Source organism: Streptomyces sp. NPDC051320 (assembly GCF_040682175.1).
Lineage (GTDB): Bacteria > Actinomycetota > Actinomycetes > Streptomycetales > Streptomycetaceae > Streptomyces.
In genome coordinates, this window is sequence record NZ_JBFBAL010000003.1 from 436,657 (window position 1) to 455,108 (window position 18,452).

General features: G+C 72.8%; 14 protein-coding genes and 1 riboswitch. Of the genes, 7 read left to right on the forward strand and 7 right to left on the reverse strand.

Going from position 1 to position 18,452, the window contains the following annotated elements:
• Positions 1-9: 9 nt before the first annotated feature.
• On the reverse strand, positions 10-1,122 hold the full coding sequence (locus AB0M87_RS09655; protein ID WP_365851356.1) for a ferrochelatase: 1,113 nt from the start codon (positions 1,120-1,122) through the stop codon (positions 10-12).
• A 144-nt stretch (positions 1,123-1,266) separates the two neighbouring features.
• Here AB0M87_RS09655 and AB0M87_RS09660 point away from each other — a divergent pair, with 144 nt between their 5' ends.
• Positions 1,267-2,583 (forward strand): D-arabinono-1,4-lactone oxidase, encoded by a 1,317-nt coding sequence (locus AB0M87_RS09660; protein ID WP_365851357.1) that lies wholly within the window; start codon positions 1,267-1,269, stop codon positions 2,581-2,583.
• A gap of 42 nt (positions 2,584-2,625) precedes the next feature.
• On the opposite strand, the gene AB0M87_RS09665 is transcribed toward AB0M87_RS09660, so the two are convergent.
• Positions 2,626-3,417 carry a hypothetical protein gene (locus tag AB0M87_RS09665; RefSeq protein WP_365851358.1) on the reverse strand — a complete coding sequence of 264 codons (792 nt, stop codon included), beginning with the start codon at positions 3,415-3,417 and terminating at the stop codon, positions 2,626-2,628.
• Between the two features lie 491 nt (positions 3,418-3,908).
• Here AB0M87_RS09665 and sepH point away from each other — a divergent pair, with 491 nt between their 5' ends.
• Complete coding sequence (gene sepH, locus AB0M87_RS09670; RefSeq protein WP_365851359.1) at positions 3,909-4,955, forward strand: septation protein SepH; 1,047 nt, start codon at positions 3,909-3,911, stop codon at positions 4,953-4,955.
• A gap of 61 nt (positions 4,956-5,016) precedes the next feature.
• Here sepH and AB0M87_RS09675 read toward each other — a convergent pair whose 3' ends face one another.
• Positions 5,017-5,847 carry a sulfurtransferase gene (locus AB0M87_RS09675; protein ID WP_365851360.1) on the reverse strand — a complete coding sequence of 277 codons (831 nt, stop codon included), beginning with the start codon at positions 5,845-5,847 and terminating at the stop codon, positions 5,017-5,019.
• Between the two features lie 159 nt (positions 5,848-6,006).
• Here AB0M87_RS09675 and AB0M87_RS09680 point away from each other — a divergent pair, with 159 nt between their 5' ends.
• From AB0M87_RS09680 to cobM, 3 genes are all read left to right on the forward strand, one after another.
• Positions 6,007-6,780: a VOC family protein gene (locus tag AB0M87_RS09680; protein WP_365851361.1), complete on the forward strand. Its 774-nt coding sequence runs from the start codon at positions 6,007-6,009 to the stop codon at positions 6,778-6,780.
• A 91-nt stretch (positions 6,781-6,871) separates the two neighbouring features.
• Positions 6,872-8,185, forward strand: coding sequence for a precorrin-6y C5,15-methyltransferase (decarboxylating) subunit CbiE (cbiE, locus tag AB0M87_RS09685; RefSeq protein ID WP_365851362.1), 1,314 nt, complete (start codon positions 6,872-6,874; stop codon positions 8,183-8,185).
• On the forward strand, positions 8,182-8,931 hold the full coding sequence (gene cobM / locus AB0M87_RS09690) for a precorrin-4 C(11)-methyltransferase (RefSeq protein ID WP_365851363.1): 750 nt from the start codon (positions 8,182-8,184) through the stop codon (positions 8,929-8,931). The genes cbiE and cobM overlap by 4 nt, the downstream gene beginning before the upstream one ends.
• Before the next feature lie 46 nt (positions 8,932-8,977).
• On the opposite strand, the gene AB0M87_RS09695 is transcribed toward cobM, so the two are convergent.
• On the reverse strand, positions 8,978-10,114 hold the full coding sequence (locus AB0M87_RS09695) for a cobalt-precorrin-5B (C(1))-methyltransferase (protein WP_365851364.1): 1,137 nt from the start codon (positions 10,112-10,114) through the stop codon (positions 8,978-8,980).
• 77 nt (positions 10,115-10,191) lie between these two features.
• On the opposite strand from AB0M87_RS09695, the gene AB0M87_RS09700 reads away from it, so the two are divergent.
• Positions 10,192-10,929 carry a cobalt-precorrin-6A reductase gene (locus AB0M87_RS09700; protein WP_365851365.1) on the forward strand — a complete coding sequence of 246 codons (738 nt, stop codon included), beginning with the start codon at positions 10,192-10,194 and terminating at the stop codon, positions 10,927-10,929.
• Here AB0M87_RS09700 and AB0M87_RS09705 read toward each other — a convergent pair.
• The 3 genes from AB0M87_RS09705 to cobG are packed head-to-tail and all read right to left on the reverse strand — an operon-like array spanning position 10,914 to position 14,436.
• Positions 10,914-12,419: a precorrin-2 C(20)-methyltransferase gene (locus tag AB0M87_RS09705; RefSeq protein WP_365851366.1), complete on the reverse strand. Its 1,506-nt coding sequence runs from the start codon at positions 12,417-12,419 to the stop codon at positions 10,914-10,916. The genes AB0M87_RS09700 and AB0M87_RS09705 overlap by 16 nt on opposite strands.
• The gene (locus AB0M87_RS09710) at positions 12,416-13,057 is read right to left on the reverse strand and encodes a precorrin-8X methylmutase (protein WP_365851367.1); all 642 of its coding nucleotides are present in this window, start codon (positions 13,055-13,057) and stop codon (positions 12,416-12,418) included. Before AB0M87_RS09710 ends, AB0M87_RS09705 begins: the two co-directional genes overlap by 4 nt.
• Complete coding sequence (gene cobG / locus AB0M87_RS09715) at positions 13,054-14,436, reverse strand: precorrin-3B synthase (RefSeq protein WP_365851368.1); 1,383 nt, start codon at positions 14,434-14,436, stop codon at positions 13,054-13,056. Before cobG ends, AB0M87_RS09710 begins: the two co-directional genes overlap by 4 nt.
• Before the next feature lie 235 nt (positions 14,437-14,671).
• Positions 14,672-14,805, forward strand: a riboswitch (cobalamin riboswitch).
• Between the two features lie 34 nt (positions 14,806-14,839).
• Between cobG and cobN the strand changes: the two genes are divergently transcribed.
• Positions 14,840-18,439 carry a cobaltochelatase subunit CobN gene (gene cobN / locus AB0M87_RS09720; protein WP_365851369.1) on the forward strand — a complete coding sequence of 1,200 codons (3,600 nt, stop codon included), beginning with the start codon at positions 14,840-14,842 and terminating at the stop codon, positions 18,437-18,439.
• The last annotated feature ends 13 nt before the right edge of the window (positions 18,440-18,452 follow it).

Consider the following 18,452-nt stretch of genomic DNA (forward strand, 5'->3'; position numbering starts at 1 on the left):
GGTTCTCCCTCACGCGTACGGGCTGTCGGCGCCCGCGGCCGCGGGCTTGGGGACACGGGCCGGGCAGCACCCGACCGGGCACAGGTCGTGCGAGGCGCCCAGCGTCCCGAGCGCGCAGCGCCGCACCGGCCGGCCGCGTTCGCTCGCCGCCCGCTCCAGCAGCAGATCGCGCACCGCGGCCGCGAAGCGCGGATCGGCGCCGACCGTCGCGGACCGCACGGCGGGCAGCCGCAGTTCGGCGGCCCTGGTGAGTGCTTCGGTGTCGAGGTCGTAGCGGACTTCCATGTGGTCGGAGACGAAACCGATCGGCACCATCACGACCGCCGGCGCCCCGGCGTCGTGCAACGCCGTGAGGTGGTCGCAGATATCGGGCTCCAGCCACGGAATGTGCGGGGAGCCGCTGCGCGACTGGTAGACCAGCTCCCAGGGATGGTCCACCCCGGTCTCCTGCCGGATCCGCTCGACGATCAACCGCGCCACGTCCAGGTGCTGAGCGACGTAGGCCCCGCCTTCGGGTCCTGAGCTGTCGGCGGCCGCCGTGGGGATGGAATGGGTGGTGAAGGCCAGCCGCGCCCCGGCGCGCACCGCTTCGTCCAGCTCGGCCAGCGATGCCAGTACCCCGTCGACCATCGGCTCGATGAACCCGGGGTGGTTGAAGTAGTGCCGCAGCTTGTCGACACGGGGCAGTTCGAGGCCCTCTGCCTGCAGGGTGGCGAGTGCTTCCGCGAGGTTCTCGCGGTACTGCCGGCAACCGGAGTAGGACGCGTACGCGCTGGTGGCCAGGACGGCGATGCGGCGGTGGCCGTCGGTGGTCATGCGGCGCAGTGTGTCGGTCAGGTAGGGCGCCCAGTTGCGGTTGCCCCAGTACACCGGGAGATCCAGGTCGTGCGCCGCGAAGTCCTTGCCGAGGGCATCGAGGAGGGCGCGGTTCTGGGCGTTGATGGGGCTGACGCCGCCGAACAGGAAGTAGTGCTGCCCCACTTCCTTCAGCCGTTCCCTCGGGATGCCGCGACCGCGGGTCACGTTCTCCAGGAACGGGACCACGTCGTCCGGGCCCTCCGGGCCGCCGAAGGAGAGCAGCAGGAGCGCGTCATAGGGTTCTGGATCAGGCTGTTCGGACATGTCACAGATCCTGCCACCCGCGTCCGGCGGCCGGACGGACGCCCCGCTCCGGCTCGTGGCGGCGCTGAGTAGGATCCCCCTCCAACCGACCGGGACGGGCCGGCCGGAGGGCACGGCACGGCAGGGCACGAGGGGAGCGGCCGAATGACCGGGGCATCGAGGACGTCGGGCAGCTGGCGCAACTGGGCGGGGAACGTCACCGCCCGCCCGGCGCGGGAAGTCACCCCCGCATCGGTGGACGAACTCGCCGCCACGGTCAAACGGGCCGCCGACGACGGCCTCAAGGTGAAGGCCGTGGGGACCGGGCATTCCTTCACGGCGACGGCCGCGACCGACGGCGTACTGATACGCCCCGGTCTGTTGACCGGCATCCGGCAGATCGACCGTACGGCGGGCACCGTCACCGTCGAGTCGGGCACCCCGCTGAAGCGGCTGAACCTCGCGCTGGCCCGCGAGGGGCTCTCCCTCACCAACATGGGCGACATCATGGATCAGACGGTGGCGGGCGCCACCAGCACCGGGACCCATGGCACCGGCCGCGAGTCGGCATCGATCGCCGCGCAGATCCGCGGACTGGAGCTGGTGACGGCCGACGGCACGGTACTGACCTGTTCGGAGAAGGAGAACCCCGACGTCTTCGCCGCGGCCCGGATCGGTCTCGGCGCCCTGGGGGTGATCACCGCGATCACCTTCGCCGTCGAGCCCGTTTTCCTGCTGACCGCGCGGGAGGAGCCGATGGGCTTCGACCGGGTGACCGCCGAGTTCGATCAGCTCGTCGCGGAGAACGAGCACTTCGAGTTCTACTGGTTCCCGCACACCGGCAATTGCAACACCAAGCGGAACAACCGCAGTGCGGGCCCCGCCGCCCCGCCGGGAAAGCTGGCCGGCTGGATCGACGACGAGTTCCTCTCCAACGGCGTCTTCCAGGTCGCCTGCACCCTGGGCAGAGCCGTCCCGGCGACGATCCCGGCCATCGCCAGGGTCTCCAGCCGCGCGCTCTCCGCCCGCATGTACACGGACATCCCGTACAAGGTCTTCACAAGCCCGCGCCGGGTGCGCTTCGTGGAAATGGAGTACGCCCTGCCGCGCGAGGCAGCGATGGGGGCGCTGCGCGAGGTGAAGGCGATGCTGGAGCGCTCACCGTTGCGGGTGGGCTTCCCGGTCGAGGTGCGTACGGCTCCCGCCGACGACATAGCGCTGTCCACGGCCTCGGGCCGGGAGAGCGCGTACATCGCTGTGCACCTCTACCGGGGCACCCCGCACCAGGCGTACTTCACCGCCGTGGAACGGATCATGACCGCGCACGGCGGCCGGCCGCACTGGGGCAAGCTGCACACACGCGACGCCGGATACCTGGCCGAGGTGTATCCGCGGTTCGGTGAGTTCTCCGCGCTGCGCGACCGGCTGGACCCGGAGCGGCTTTTCACCAACGACTACCTCCGCCGGGTCCTGGGCGCCTGACCACAGCCGCGGCGCGGCCCGGTCCGGCTCCGCGCGCCGAAGCTACCCGGCGGTCCCGTTGCCGCTCGTCCCGCCGTCGGACGGGTCCGAGGGTGTCGGCGTCGCTGCCCCTTGATCCGGGCTCGACGGGTCGGGGGTCGGCGAAGGGTTCGCCGACGGGCCGGCCCCGCTGCCGGAACCGGGGGTCGCCTGCCCGGCGCCGTCCGTGCTGCCGCTCGGCGAAGGGTCGGGGCTCCGTCCCTGCCCACCGTCCCGGTTCGTGTGCCGGTGCTGCCGCTGTTCCGTGGTGCCCGACGGCTCGGACGAGTGCCCCGGCTCCTTCGGGTTCCCGCGCACCACCGAGCTCACCGTCGTGCCGCTGCCGCCGTTGAGTTCGTGCCCGGAGAGCAGTTCGTACCCGGTGACCCCGCTCATCGTCACCAGGAACACGACGACGGCCGCGAGCGACGAGCGCTTCCATCCGCGAACCCGGGTGCCGTGGGTGGTGGCTTCGCCGAACTCACCGCTCGGCCACCGGGCCTCATCGGCGGCCCCGGGGCGCGGAACCTCCGGCGGCGTCACCGGCACCTTCAGGACCTTCGGTCTCGCTTGGACGGTGACCACCCGGATCTGCTCCCCGGTCCGCCGGAAGAGATGCGAGAAGACCGTGCCGCCACACGTGGCGATCACGCTCATCACGCCCGCGCCGACGATCGTGCCGTACACACCGAGCTTGGATGCCAGCACCGCTGCGGCGACTGCGGCAAAGGCGCTGCCCGCCACCTGCGGCACGCTCAGATCGAACCGCTTCCTCCTCGTCTCGCTGGTCCCCTCAGCGTTCGGCTGCTGCGCCATCCCCAACCTTTGTTTGTCCGCCTTCTTGCACCCCGCACCAGAAAGGGACAGATGAGCGAAGTGGATAGTTCCATTTCGGGCGATTGTGTGAAGGACGCCACCGAAGGCATACCCCGTCCGCACTTACCGGACGGGAGACCGCCGCCCTGCCGGAACTTCGGCGGCGAGCCGTCCACCCGCTTGGCCCGAATGGAGTACTGTGACGAGCCCTGGGCCCGGCCTCCCTCAGGGGTGTCCGGATCAACGGGAGGGGGCCGAAGGCGGCACTCGAACCGGCGGCGCCGTGGCACCGCACGGGCGCCTGCTGCACAGAGTGACGAATGGTCGCTCTGCGTCGCAAACAGGTAACCGTGCCATAACGGCGATCCAGGGCCGAGGCCCGACACGCCGGGCAACTCGGCAAGGTTGTGGCGTGCCGCACCCGGGCAGGCCACACTCGACTAGCGGAAGCGACGCACGTGACGTCGGCAGGCACCACCCGGGAGGTTCCCATGCCCGAACTGCGTGTCGTGGCCGTCTCGAATGACGGCACACGACTGGTGCTCAAAGCTGCGGACAGTACGGAGTACACGCTTCCGATCGACGAGCGGCTGCGTGCGGCGGTCCGTAATGACCGTGCCCGCCTCGGCCAGATCGAGATCGAGGTGGAGAGCCACCTCCGTCCCCGCGACATCCAGGCGCGCATACGAGCCGGAGCCTCCGCCGAGGAGGTCGCCCAGATGGCCGGCATCCCGGTCGACCGCGTCCGCCGTTTCGAGGGTCCGGTGCTCGCGGAGCGCGCGTTCATGGCCGAGCGGGCCCGCAAGACCCCGGTGCGGCGGGCCGGCGAGAACACCGGAACGGGACCTCAGCTGGGCGAGGCGGTGCAGGAGCGGCTACTGCTGCGTGGCGCCGAGCGGGAGACCGTGCTGTGGGACTCCTGGCGCCGCGACGACGGCACCTGGGAAGTGCTGCTGGTCTACCGGGTCGCCACCGAGACGCACTCGGCGAGCTGGAGCTACGATCCGCCGCGCCGGCTGGTGCAGGCCATGGACGACGAGGCGCGGTCGCTGATCGGCGAGTCCGACGATTCGCTGATGGCGCCGGAGCCGAGCTTCCCGTTCGTGCCGAGGATCGCCAGGCTGCCGCGCGACCGGCCGCTCGACCGTGCTCTGGACCGGCAGATGGAGCGCCCTACGGCGCCCGCTCCGCCCACGCCGGACGAAGTCGGCGAGCGGGACTCGCTGACCAGCCTGCTGGAGGCGGTACCGAGCTTCCGGGGCGACATGGTCGTACCCGAGCGGCCGGCGCCGGCGGAGCTTCCGCCGACCGAGCCCGCTCAGGAGCCGGAGGCGGAGGAGCCGCCCGCGGCATCCGCGAGCGCCGGCTCGGCGTACGCGGACGTGCTGATGCCGCGTGCGGTGGCCGGGCATCGCGACCGGCTCACCGGGACCACCGACCGGCAGGCCGAGGCCGACGGGGTACGGCCGGGACGGCGGGCGGCGGTGCCCAGCTGGGACGAGATCGTCTTCGGCACCCGGCGCAAGAAGCAGGACTGACCGGGTGTCGCGGGGGGTCCGCACGCGGCTGCGTTCGGACCCCCGTGTTCTCCCGCCGGACTTACCGGGGGTCCGGCCCGGTGGCCACCGGACGGGACGGGTCCGCCGACCACTCCGACCAGGAACCCGCGTACAGCGCCGCCGGGATTCCGGCGATCTCCAGGGCGAGTACCTCGTGAGCGCCGGAGACCCCGGATCCGCAGTACACCCCGACCTCGCCGCTGTCCGCCGACGCGCCGAGCCCGGCGAAGCGCGCCGTCAGTTCCTCGGCCGGGAGGAAGCGGCCGTCCGGGCCGGTGTTCGCCGTCGTGGGGGCCGAGACCGCACCCGGAATGTGACCGCCCACCCGGTCGATCGGCTCCACGTCGCCCCGGTAGCGCTCTGCGGCCCGCGCGTCGAAGAGCACGCCCTTCCCGGCCAGCTCGGCGGCGGCGTCCGCGTCGAGCAGCGGCACCGACCCCGGCTCCGGCACGAAGTCACCCGGCTGGGGATCCGGCGGGCTCGCCGAGAGCGGACCGGTCCAGGCCGTGAGCCCGCCGTCCAATACCCGGACCTGCGGATGGCCGGTCCAGCGCAGCAGCCACCAGGCACGCGCCGCGGCCCAGCCCAGTCCGCCGTCGTACACCACTACCGGGATGTCCCCGGAGACACCCGCGCGGCGCATCACGGCGCCGAAGGCCGCCGGATCAGGCAGCGGATGTCGGCCCCCGGAACCGGGCGGACCCGCCAGCTCCGCGTCCAGGTCGACGAAGACCGCGCCCGGGATGTGGGCGCTCTCGTACTCGGCACGCAGCGGCGGACCGTGAAGCTGCCAGCGCACGTCCAGGAGCACCGGTGGCCTCGGCCCGGACATCTCGTTCGCCAGTTCGGTCGCGCTGATGATGGGTCTCATACAGGCCATCCTCGCCCAGCGACCGGTCGCTGCGTAACGCCCGTCCCAAATACGGCGCGGCCGGACCACCCCGCACGATGCGCGGTGCAAGCATCTGGGCGGGGACCGGCAGACCGGTCCCCGGACGGCCACCACCGATGGTCCGAGGAGAGAGTGAAGATGACCGAGGCAGCCACTCGGCGCAAGCCCGGAACCCCTTGCTGGGTCAGTCTGATGGTGCACGGGCTTCCCGCCACCCAGGACTTCTACGGAGCCTTGTTCAACTGGGACTTCCATCCGGGCCCGCGGCAACTCGGCCCCTACGTGCGGGCGATGCTCGACGGCAAGGAGGTGGCCGGCCTCGGGCAGCTGCCACCGGACCACCATCTGCCCGTCGCCTGGACGACCTATCTGGCGACCGACGACGTCGACGCGACAGCCGAGACCATCAGGCACTGCGGGGGGACCGTGGGTGTGGGGCCGCTCGACGCGGCCGAGGCGGGCCGGCTCGCCATCGGCTCCGACCCCGGGGGCGCGGTCTTCGGGGTCTGGCAGGCGGCCGCCCATCTCGGCATCGCCGCGGCGGGCGCCCCGGGCACTCCGGTGTGGAACGAGCTGGTGACCCGGGAGACGACCGCGGTCGGCAAGTTCTACCAGGCGGTCTTCGGCTTCGAGACCGCGCCGGCCGCCTCCCCCGACGTCGACCGTTCGACGCTCTGCCTGGACGGCCGGGCGGTGGCCTCGCTGCACGGGGTGGGGTCGGCGCTGCCGCGTGACCGAGGCGCGCACTGGATGACGTACTTCGAGGTGGCGGACACCGATGAGGCCGCGCGCCGGGTGGCCGAGCTGGGCGGGCAGGTGCTCGAGCAGCCGCACGAGGCACGGACCGGGCGGCTTGCCACGGTCGCCGATCCGGAGGGGGCGGTCTTCACGATCGTCAGGTCGGCGCGCTGACCGTCCCGGCCCGGACGGTACCCGCAGGTCGGACCCGACGGACCGGCCAGTAGAGTTCCGCTCCGTCCCCTCCGAGCTCCGAGGTACCCGAGTGAACTCCGCGCGCCCCGCCCCAGCAGTGACCCTCGTCGGGATCGGCGCCGACGGCTGGAGCGGGCTCCCGGAAGCGGCACGGACCGTGCTGCGCACGGCGGACGTACTGATCGGCGGCTCCCGGCAACTCGCGCTGCTCCCCGCGGTGTGCGCAGGCACCCGTACGGCCTGGCCCAGCCCGCTGCGGCCCGCGGTGCCCGACCTGCTGGCTGCGCACCGCGGCCGCCGGGTCTGCGTACTGGCCAGCGGCGACCCGATGTTCTATGGCATCGGGCGGGCGCTCTGCGAAGAGCTGCCTTCCGGAGCGTTGTGGGTATTGCCGCACCCCTCGTCGGTCTCCTACGCCTGTGGCCGCCTCGGCTGGCCCGTGGAGGACACCGAGGTGGTCACCCTCGTCGGGCGCCCCACCGCCGGCCTCGCCGCCGCGCTGCACCACGGCCGCCGGCTGCTGGTGCTCAGCGCGGGTCCGGCGACGCCCGCGGAGGTGGCGGCGCTGCTGCGGGACCGGGGGTTCGGGCCGAGCCGGATGTCCGTACTCGAACAGCTCGGGTCCCCTGCGGAGCGGCATGCCGACGACATCGCGGACAACTGGGCGCAGCCACCCGGCGATCCGCTGAACGTGGTGGCGGTCGAGTGCCGCCGCGCGACCGGGGCGCTGCGGCTCGGCAGCTCGCCCGGCCTCCCCGACGAGGCGTACGCCCACGACGGCCAGCTCACCAAACGCCACGTCAGGGCGGCCACCCTCGCCGTACTCGCGCCCGCTCCCGGTGAGTTGCTCTGGGACATCGGCGGCGGCTCCGGCTCCATCGCCGTCGAATGGATGCGTACGCACCGCTCCTGCCGGGCCGTCACGGTCGAGCGTGACGCCGAACGCGCCGAGCGCATCGCCAGGAACGCGCAGACCCTCGGTGTCCCCGCGCTGCGCGTGGTGACCGGCGGTGCACCAGGCGCTCTCGCCGGACTTCCCACGCCCGACGCGGTGTTCATCGGCGGTGGCCTGACCGCCCCCGGTCTGCTGGACGCCTGCTGGGACGCGCTGCCGGCGGGCGGGCGGCTGGTCGCCAACACCGTGACGCTCGAGTCCGAGGCGCTGCTCGCCGACCGGTACCGCAGACACGGCGGCGAACTGGTGCGGATCGGCGTCTCGCACGCGGTCCCGGTGGGCGGCTTCACCGGCTGGCGGCAGGCGATGCCGGTCACCCAGTGGTCGGTCACCAAGCCGTCGGTCACCCGGTCGTCGGTCACCAAGCCGTCGGTCACTCGGCCGGAGCCGCAGGCAGGAACGGCCCCTCACGCAGGAGAAGAACGATGACGGTGTACTTCATCGGTGCCGGTCCCGGCGCCGCCGACCTGATCACGGTGCGCGGCGCCCGTATGCTGGCCGCCTGCCGAGTCTGTCTGTACGCGGGCAGCCTGGTGCCGCCCGAGCTGCTGGCCGAATGCCCCCCGGACGCCCGCCTGGTGGACACCGCCCAGCTCAACCTGGACCAGATCACGGCCGAGTCGGTGCGCGCCCACCGGGAGGGCCACGACGTGGCCAGGCTGCATTCCGGGGACCCTTCGGTCTTCAGCGCGGTCGCCGAACAGATGCGCAGGCTGGACGCGGCAGGCGTGCCCTACGAAGTGGTGCCCGGTGTTCCGGCCTTCGCGGCGGCCGCGGCCGCCCTGAAGCGGGAGCTGACCGTGCCCACGGTGGGCCAGACGGTCATCCTGACCCGGATCGCGCACCGTGCGACGCCGATGCCCGAGGGCGAGGATCTTGCCACGCTCGGTCGCAGCGGTGCACTGCTGGTACTGCATCTCGCGGCCCGGTATGCGGACCGGGTGGTGGTGGAACTGCTGCCGCACTACGGCGCCGACTGCCCCGCCGCGGTCGTCGCCATGGCGTCACGGCCGGATGAACTGGTGCTGCGGGGCACGCTCGCCGACATCGCGGAACAGGTGAAGGCGGCCGGCGTGGTCCGCACCGCCGTCATCATGGTGGGGCGACCGCTGGCGGCCGAGCAGTTCCGGGACAGCCATCTGTACTCGGCGGACCGGGATCGACACGTCTGCTGACCGGCGAACCGGGCCGCGCCCGCAGCGAACGCCGGTGCTCCGGCCGTCACCCGAGCTCCGCTCGCCCCACCACGTTGCCCGCGCGGTCGATGCAGAGGACGTCCACCGCGACAGGCGCTCCGCGCAGCACCGACAGCGCCTCGTCGCGGGCCTTCGCGGCGACGAGGTCACCGAGCGGCACCCCCGCCGCCGCGCACAACTGCAGGGCCGCGAGGCCGGTGTTGGCTTCGGCGATCTCCGCGCTCAGGGCCGCGTCCGCCCCGCCGCGGCGGGCCAGGCCCGCGAGGAACACCTTGTCGACCTGGGAGCGGCCCGAGTGCAGATCGAGATGACCGGCAGCCAGTTTGGACAGCTTGGCGAAGCCGCCGCAGAGGGTGAGGCGGTCGACGGGATGACGGCGCACGTACTTCAGGACCGCGCCCGCGAAGTCCCCCATGTCCAGCAGCGCGTCGAGCGGCAGTCCGTACTCGGCGACGACCGTCCGCTCCGAGGTCGATCCGGTGCAGCCGGCCACATGGGTGTGCCCTGCGGCGCGGGCCACGTCCACTCCGCGGCGGATCGAATCGATCCAGGCCGAGCAGGAGTACGGCACGACGACGCCGGTGGTGCCGAGCACCGAGAGGCCGCCGAGGATGCCCAGCCGGGGATTCCAGGTGGAACGGGCGATCTCCTCGCCGTCGTCGACGGAGACGGTGATCTCGACATCGCCGCTGCCGCCGTGGCGGGCCGCCACCTCGGCGACATGCTCCCGCATCAGCCTGCGCGGCACCGGATTGATGGCCGGTTCGCCGACCTCGAGCGGCAGGCCCGGCTTGGTGACGGTGCCCACGCCCGGCCCGGCCCGGAAGACCACCCCGGATCCGGGCGACAGCTCCCGTACGGTGGCCCGGACCAGCGCACCGTGCGTGACGTCCGGGTCGTCGCCCGCGTCCTTGACGACGCCGGCCATGGCCCGGCCCCCGGTCAACTCCTCGGTGGCCAGCGCGAAGGCGGGTGTCCGGCCGCCGGGCAGCGAGATCGTCACCGGGTCCGGAAAGTCCCCGGTCAGCAGGGCGGTGTACGCGGCGGTCGTCGCGGCGGTCGCACAGGCGCCGGTCGTCCAGCCGGGGCGCAGACCGGTGTGCTCGAGCTGGGCGCTGCGCCCTCCGGACGCCGCCTTTCCGGGCCCCACGTCTGCGGGCACCTCCTCCTCGGGCGCCTCTCCCCCAGGCGCCGCTTCCTCAGGCACCCTGCACCTCACTCATGGATGGACCGTCCTCGATGCATGTACTGATCCTCGGTGGCACGACGGAGGCCCGGCGCCTCGCGGAGACCCTGCACGGCGGTCCGGTACGGGTCACCAGTTCGCTGGCCGGCCGGGTCACCGCCCCCCGGCTGCCGCCGGGCGACGTACGGGTCGGTGGCTTCGGCGGCGCCGACGGCCTGGCCCGCTGGCTGCGGGAGCACCGGGTGGACGCGCTCATCGACGCCACACATCCTTTCGCCGGGACGATCAGTTTCAACGCGGCCGGGGCCGCTGCCGCCACCCATGTTCCTCTGCTGGCTCTGCGTCGTCCCTCCTGGGCGGCGGTCGACGGCGACGACTGGCATCCGGTCGGTTCGCTGGCCGAAGCCGCGGACGCGCTGCCCGCGCTGGGCAGCCGGGTGTTCCTCACCACCGGACGGATGGGCCTCGCCGCCTTCGCCCACCTCGACGGCCTGTGGTTTCTCGTACGGTCGGTGGACGCCCCGGAGCCGCCGCAGCCGCGGGAGACGCGGGTGCTGCTCGACCGGGGACCGTTCACCCTGGACGGGGAGCGCGAGTTGCTGCGGCGCCACCGCATCGACGTACTGGTGACCAAGGACAGCGGCGGCGCGGCCACCGCCCCCAAGCTCGCGGCAGCGCGCGAGGCCGGCATCCCGGTGCTGGTGGTACGCCGGCCGCCGGTGCCGGCCGGGGTGCCGGTGGCAGCCGGCCCCGATGAGGCGGCCGCCTGGTTGCGTCACTTCTCCGGGTAGCGGCGCGGTGTCCAGACGATCTGCTCGCCGTCCCCGCGCCGTACGGTCCGCGTCTGTGAAGACCCGACGATGAGCAGGGTCCGCATGTCGACCTCCGCCGGATCGAGGTCGGCCAGCCGGACGATGCGTACGGATTCGTCCGGGCCGCCGATGTCGCGCCCCAGCACCACCGGGGTGTCCGGGGCCCGCAGTTCGAGCAGCAGATCGCGGGCCAGGCCCACCTGCCAGGTGCGGCTGCGCGAGCCGGGGTTGTAGAGGGCGAGCACCAGGTCGGCCGATGCGGCGGCGCGCAGCCGTTCGGCGATGACGTCCCACGGCTTCAGGCGGTCGGAGAGCGAGAGGGTGGCGTAGTCGTGGCCGAGTGGTGCGCCGGCCTTCGCCGCGGCGGCGTTGGCAGCGGTCACACCGGGCAGCACCCGTACCGGAACGTCCCGGTACGGTCCCTCCGAGGCCACCTCGAGGACAGCGGTGGCCATGGCGAACACCCCGGGGTCGCCGCCGGACACCACCGCCACCCGTCGGCCGCGCCGGGCCAGATCCAGAGCCAACTCGGCCCGTTCCGACTCCACCTTGTTGTCGGAGCCGTGCCGCAGCTGACCGGGGCGGAGCGGCACCCGGTCGAGGTAGGTGGTGTAGCCGACCAGGTCGTCGGCGGCGGCCAGCGCGCCGCGGGTCTCGGGCGTCAGCCACAGTGGACCGGCGGGTCCGGTGCCCACCACGACGACCTCGCCGGTGTCCCGCGGTTCGGGCACCGCGTCGATCCGGCTCGGCAGCACCGCGACCGAGAAGTACGGCACCGAGTCAGCGGCCACCTCGGCCAGCCGGCCGCTGCGCTCCCCCGTCATGGTGGCCCGTTCCACGTAGCGGGCCTCGTCGAGCCGGCCGGCGCGCTCCAGCGCACGCCGCACGGACGGGAAGGTGCGGCCCAGCTTCATGATCACGGCGGAGTCGGTGGCGGCGAGCCGCGCCGTCAGCTCCTCCTCGGGCAGCGTGCCGGGAAGGATGGTCAGCACCTCCTCGGCCTCCACCAACGGCTCACCGAGCCGGGCTGCCGCAGCGCTGACCGAGGTGACGCCGGGGACGACCTCGGTCGGAAAACGGTGCGCGAGCCGCTTGTGCATGTGCTGGTACGAGCCGTAGAAGAGCGGATCGCCCTCGGCCAGCACGGCCACCGTGCGGCCGGCCGACAGATGGGTGGCGAGCCGGGCGGCGGCCTGCTCGTAGAACTCGTCGAGCGCCCCGCGGTAGCCGCCGGGATGGTCGGTGGCCTCCGTGGTGACGGGGTAGACCAGAGCCTCCTCGATGTGGTCGGGGCGCAGGTGCTCGGCGGCGATGGAGCGGGCGATCGACCGCCCGTGCCGGGCGCTGTGATAGGCGATCACATCGGCCGAGGCGATGACCTGCACCGCCCGCAGCGTCATCAGTGCGGGGTCCCCCGGGCCGAGCCCGACGCCGTACAGACGCCCCGGCTGTGGGTGGGTGCTGCTCACTCTTCTTCACTCGCAATCGCGTTGATCGCCGCGGCGGCGATGGCGCTGCCGCCGCGCCGTCCGCGCACCACCAGGTGGTCCAGGCCCGATGGGTGGGCGGCCAGCGCGTCCTTCGACTCGGCCGCACCGATGAACCCCACCGGGACGCCGATGACCGCGGCCGGACGGGGAGCCCCCTCCTCGATCATCTCCAGCAGTCGGAACAGCGCGGTGGGCGCGTTGCCCACGGCCACCACGGCGCCCTCGAGCCGGTCGCGCCACAGCTCCAGCGCGGCGGCGCTGCGGGTGGTCCCCAGCCGGGCGGCGAGGTCCGCGACGGACGGGTCGGAGAGGGTGCACAGCACGTCGTTGTCGGCCGGGAGACGCTTGCGGGTGACTCCGCTGGCGACCATGGCGACATCGCACAGGATCGGGGCACCGGCCCGCAGCGCGGCACGTGCGCGGGCCACCACTGTGGGGGTGTACGAGACGTCCGACACCAGGTCGACCATGCCGCAGGCGTGAATCATCCGCACGGTGACCTGGGCGACGTCGGCGGGCAGGCCGGTGAGGTCCGCCTCGGCGCGGATGGTGGCAAAGGACCGGCGGTAGATGGCCGCGCCGTCCTTCTCGTACTCGAACACGATGCTCTCGCTCATCTCTGTGCTGGGGGCGCGGTCTGTGCTGGGGACGCGGTCTGTGGTGAGGGTGCTGAAGGGGTACGGGCCGCCGCGACCGCGTCGGCGATCTCCGCCGTGGGCACACTCCGCCGGCCGGTCGCACCGGGGCCGAAGACGTCGTAGCCGTCGGATGCGGCGGCGACCACATCCACCCAGGCGGTCCCCGGCGGGTGCCCGCACCGGCGTGCGCAGCCCGACCAGTACACCGGCAGCCCGCCGTGACCGGCGGCGGCAGTGGCGGCCGCCTCGGCCCGTACGTCGGTCAGTGACTTGGCGCAGCCCGGCAACCCCGTACAGGCGCCGACTCCCCACCAGGGGGACGCGGTGTCGGTGATCAGTCCGGCCTCGGCGAGTTCGGACAGCACCCCGGGCGCCCCGGCGGTCGGCAGACCCGGGAGAACCACGCCCCGCCAGGGTGTCACGCGGAGTTCGTCCGCACCGAGCTGGGTGGCCACCGTGGCCAGGAGCCGCCACTGAGCGGACGTCAGCCGCCCCAGCGGCGCCACCACCGACAGCGCGCTGCGCTCGTCGGAGCCCGCGACGATGCCCGGCTGCGGCATCGAAGTGGGGCCTGAGGGCGCTGCGCTGTGCTGCTCCGCGGTGATGCCGGCCGCGGCGAGGCGGCGGGCGAACTGCGATGCGGAGAGCGCGAAGAGGTGATCGGGGTCGACGAGTTCGCGTACGCGCCAGGCGCGGGTACCGCCGTTTCCGGAGACGGCGAGAAAGACTTCGGCGGCGAGCAGCGCGGCCCGCGCGGCGTCCTTCGCCGGGATGCGGAGCGCGTCCGGGTCGTCCCCGATGCGGATCAGCGCCTGTCCGTCCGGCCGGGCCCACACCGTCACATCGGCGCCGAGCGCGGCCACGTCCTGGTGCCCGTCGTCGAATGCGAAGAGGAAACGCCCGGAGAGCGCGGTGGCCGTCTCACTCGCGCAGAGAAACCGGTCGAGTGACATTGCCCACGGCAGTACGTCCGTTCGACCCGTTCCGTTCGCCAGGTGCGCCGCGTCGAGTCCGGAGAGCGGCGAGGCGACGATGTTGCGGACGCGTTCGTGCCGGGGCGCCGGCAGCAGGCCCACGCCGTCCAGCAGGGCGGCCAGTTCGCCGCCGCAGTCGTCGCCCAGTCCGCGCAGCTGGATATTGCCCCGGGAGGTGATGTCCAGGCGGCCGTCACCCAGCCGTTCGGCGGCGTCCGCCAAGGCCCGGGCCTGCCGTCCGGTCAGTATCCCGGCCGGAATCCGGACGCGGGCCAGCGCGCCGTCGTCGGCCGAGTGCAGCCGCAGCGCGCCGGGGCAGGCGTCGCCGCGGTCCCGCATCGAGGAGTCGTCGCTGGTCGTCGCGGACGAGCTGGCCGGTGGCATGGCGGCGAGCATACCGACCATCACACCGGGCGACTGCCCCGCGCCGGGGCACCGGCCGCTAGTATCGGCTCGACGGGTCACTCGGCCCGTCAACGCCGAAGACGGCGTCAGAAGCTGTCGTCCGACCCCCGTTGGACCAGCTCAGGGCGTCTGGTGCGTGCGATCGCAAGGCGCCGGAGTGTCCTCATAGCGGAGCTATTAGGGCATTTTGGCAACGCCGCGAGCGTGCGTGCCAGACGCCCCGAGCCCAGCGGGGGTCGGACAACAGCTTCTCGGGGAGGAAGCCCGGTGAGAATCCGGCGTGGTCCCGCCACTGTGAATCCGGTGCGAACCGGATGAGCCAGGAACTCCCGCCGTTTTCTCACTGCCCGGGGCGCGGACCCCGAGGAAGGCCGGGCGCCGCGTGCTCCTGCTGTTGTCGACCTCCGACACCGACCTGCTCAGCGCCCGTGCGGCGGGCGGCCCCGTGCCGTACCGGTTCGCCAACCCGGCCAGGCTCGATCTGAGTGAGCTGCCCGCTCTGCTGGACGGTGCCGACCTCGTCGTCGTCCGGTTGCTCGGTGGGCTGCGTGCCTGGCAGGAGGGCATCGACCTGCTGCTCTCCGGTGACCGGCCGGTGGTGGTCCTCACCGGTGAACAGGCCCCCGACGCCCAGCTGATGGAAGCCTCCACGGTGCCCATCGGCATCGCCGCCGAGGCGCACGCCTACCTGGCGCACGGTGGTCCCGGCAATCTCGAACAGCTGGCCCGTTTCCTCTCCGACACCGTGCTGCTCACCGGCCACGGCTTCGACCCGCCCGCCGCCGCCCCCACCTGGGGCCCGCTGAAGCGCACCGAACGCGAGGGGGCCGGCGGCCCGTTGGTCGCGGTGCTGTACTACCGGGCCCACCACATGAGCGGCAACACCGCGTTCATCGACGCGCTGTGCGGCGCCGTGGAGGACGCCGGCGGCCGGGCGCTGCCGCTGTACGTCGCCTCGCTGCGCGCCCCCGAACCCGAACTGCTCGACGCACTCGGCGGCGTCGACGCGATCGTCACCACCGTCCTCGCGGCGGGCGGCACCAAGCCGGCCGCGGCGTCGGCGGGCGGCGACGAGGAGGCGTGGGACGCGGGTGCGCTCGCCGCGCTCGACGTACCGATCCTGCAGGCGCTCTGTCTGACCGGCTCCCGCAGCGCCTGGGAGGAGAACGACGAGGGCGTCTCGCCGCTGGACGCCGCCAGCCAGATCGCGGTGCCGGAATTCGACGGCCGGCTGATCACCGTGCCGTTCTCCTTCAAGGAGATCGACGAGGACGGGCTGCCGGCCTATGTGGCCGACCCGGAGCGGGCCGCCCGGGTCGCCGGAACCGCCGTACGCCACGCACGGCTTCGCCACGTGCCGAACCCGGAGAAGCGGCTCGCGCTGGTCCTCTCGGCCTACCCGACGAAGCACTCACGCATCGGCAACGCGGTCGGTCTCGACACCCCTGCCAGTGCCGTGGCCCTGCTGCGCCGACTGCGCGCGGACGGCTACGACTTCGGCGACGAGCCGGTACCGGGACTCGAGTCCGGCGACGGTGACGAGCTGATCTACGCTTTGATCGAGGCAGGTGGCCACGACCAGGAGTGGCTCACCGAGGAACAGCTGGCCCGCAATCCGGTCCGTATTCCGGCCGCCGACTACCGGCGCTGGTACGCCCGGCTCCCCCGGGAACTGCGCGACGCGGTCGAGCGGCACTGGGGCCCGCCACCCGGCGAGATGTTCGTGGACCGCAGCAGCAATCCCGAGGGCGACATCGTGCTCGCGGCGCTGCGCCGCGGCAATCTGCTCATCCTCATCCAGCCGCCGCGCGGCTTCGGCGAAAACCCGATCGCGATCTACCACGACCCGGATCTGCCGCCCTCCCACCACTACTTGGCCGCCTACCGCTGGATTCAGGCCGCCCGCGAGGACGGCGGCTTCGGCGCGGACGCGATGGTGCACCTCGGCAAGCACGGCAACCTGGAGTGGCTGCCCGGCAAGAACGCCGGGCTCTCCGCGGCCTGCGGCCCCGACGCGGCGCTGGGTGATCTGCCGCTCGTCTACCCCTTCCTGGTCAACGACCCGGGTGAGGGAACCCAGGCCAAGCGCCGGGTGCACGCCACCCTGGTCGACCACCTGGTGCCGCCGATGGCCCGCGCCGAGTCCTACGGGGACATCGCGCGCCTGGAGCAACTGCTCGACGAGCACGCGGCCATCGCCGCCATGGACCCGGCCAAGCTGCCGGCGGTCCGGGCGCAGATCTGGACGCTGATCCAGGCCGCGAAGCTGGACCACGACCTGGGCCTCGAGGACCGCCCGGACGACGAGGGCTTCGACGAGTTCATCATGCACATCGATGGCTGGCTCTGCGAGATCAAGGACGCGCAGATCCGCGACGGCCTCCATGTGCTGGGGGCGCCGCCGGCCGGTGCGGCCCGGGTCAATCTGGTCCTCGCCATCCTGCGGGCCCGTCAGATCTGGGGCGGTACGACCTCGCTGCCCGGTCTGCGCGAGGCGCTCGGCCTCGACGAGGCGGCCGCCACCCGGACTTCCGCCGACGCCGTGGAGGAGGAGGCCCGCGCCCTGGTCCAGGCGATGGAGGACGCGGACTGGGATCCGGCCGCGGTCGGCCGTGTCGCCTCCGGCCACCCCCGGGAGGTCGCCGACATCCTGGACTTCGCGGCCCGCCAGGTCGTTCCCCGGCTCTCCGCCACCACCGATGAGATCGACCACGCCGTGCACGCGCTGAGCGGCGGTTTCGTCCCGGCCGGACCATCCGGGTCGCCGCTGCGCGGACTGGTCAACGTCCTGCCGACCGGGCGGAACTTCTACTCCGTCGACCCGAAGGCCGTGCCGTCACGCCTCGCCTGGGAGACCGGACAGCTCCTGGCCGACTCCCTTCTCGAGCGCTACCGCACCGACAACGGTGACTGGCCGACCTCGGTGGGCCTCTCGCTGTGGGGTACGAGCGCGATGCGCACCTCCGGCGACGATGTGTCGGAGGCGCTCGCCCTGCTGGGCATCCGGCCGGTCTGGGACGACGCTTCCCGCCGGGTCACCGGTCTGGAGCCCATCCCGCTCTCCGACCTCGGCCGGCCCCGCATCGATGTCACCCTGCGTATCAGCGGCTTCTTCCGCGACGCCTTCCCGCACACCATCGGCCTGCTGGACGACGCGGTACGGCTGGCCGCCTCCCTCGACGAACCGGCCGAAGCGAACCACGTACGCGCGCACGCCCAGGCCGACCTGGCCGAGCACGGCGACGAACGCCGCGCCACCACCCGTATCTTCGGCTCCCGCCCGGGCACGTACGGCGCCGGTCTGCTCCAGCTCATCGACTCCCGGGACTGGCGCACCGACGCCGACCTCGCCGAGGTCTACACGGTGTGGGGCGGTTACGCCTACGGCCGTGAACTGGACGGCCGGCCGGCCCGTGCCGAGATGGAGACCGCGTACAAGCGCATCGCGGTCGCCGCCAAGAACACCGACACCCGCGAGCACGACATCGCCGATTCCGACGACTACTTCCAGTACCACGGCGGCATGGTGGCCACCGTCCGCGCCCTGAAGGGGGCAGCTCCGGAGGCCTACATCGGTGACTCCACCCGGCCCGAAACGGTCCGTACCCGCACGCTGGTCGAGGAGACCTCCCGGGTGTTCCGCGCCCGGGTGGTGAATCCGCGATGGATCGCCGCGATGCGCAGGCACGGCTACAAGGGCGCCTTCGAACTCGCCGCCACGGTCGACTACCTCTTCGGGTACGACGCCACGACCGGGGTGGTGGCCGACTGGATGTACGACAAGCTCACCGAGACCTACGTGATGGACCCGGAGAACCGCGCGTTCCTGCAGGAGGCCAACCCCTGGGCGCTGCACGGCATCGCGGAGCGTCTGCTGGAAGCCGAGTCGCGCGGTATGTGGGCCGAGCCGGATCCTGCCGCGCTCGCCGAGCTCCGCAAGGTGTTCCTCGAGACGGAGGGCGAACTGGAGGGGAAGGACTGAGTCCGCTCCCGGG

What these genes read in the sequence shown, in the direction of transcription:
- cobG (WP_365851368.1), bottom strand. Translation starts at nt 14,436, where the DNA reads ATGCCACCGGCCAGCTCGTCCGCGACGACCAGCGACGACTCCTCGATG.
- AB0M87_RS09675 (WP_365851360.1), bottom strand. Translation starts at nt 5,847, where the DNA reads ATGAGACCCATCATCAGCGCGACCGAACTGGCGAACGAGATGTCCGGG.
- AB0M87_RS09710 (WP_365851367.1), bottom strand. Translation starts at nt 13,057, where the DNA reads ATGAGCGAGAGCATCGTGTTCGAGTACGAGAAGGACGGCGCGGCCATC.
- AB0M87_RS09665 (WP_365851358.1), bottom strand. Translation starts at nt 3,417, where the DNA reads ATGGCGCAGCAGCCGAACGCTGAGGGGACCAGCGAGACGAGGAGGAAG.
- AB0M87_RS09700 (WP_365851365.1), top strand. Translation starts at nt 10,192, where the DNA reads ATGCATGTACTGATCCTCGGTGGCACGACGGAGGCCCGGCGCCTCGCG.
- cobM (WP_365851363.1), top strand. Translation starts at nt 8,182, where the DNA reads ATGACGGTGTACTTCATCGGTGCCGGTCCCGGCGCCGCCGACCTGATC.
- AB0M87_RS09680 (WP_365851361.1), top strand. Translation starts at nt 6,007, where the DNA reads ATGACCGAGGCAGCCACTCGGCGCAAGCCCGGAACCCCTTGCTGGGTC.
- AB0M87_RS09655 (WP_365851356.1), bottom strand. Translation starts at nt 1,122, where the DNA reads ATGTCCGAACAGCCTGATCCAGAACCCTATGACGCGCTCCTGCTGCTC.
- sepH (WP_365851359.1), top strand. Translation starts at nt 3,909, where the DNA reads ATGCCCGAACTGCGTGTCGTGGCCGTCTCGAATGACGGCACACGACTG.
- AB0M87_RS09660 (WP_365851357.1), top strand. Translation starts at nt 1,267, where the DNA reads ATGACCGGGGCATCGAGGACGTCGGGCAGCTGGCGCAACTGGGCGGGG.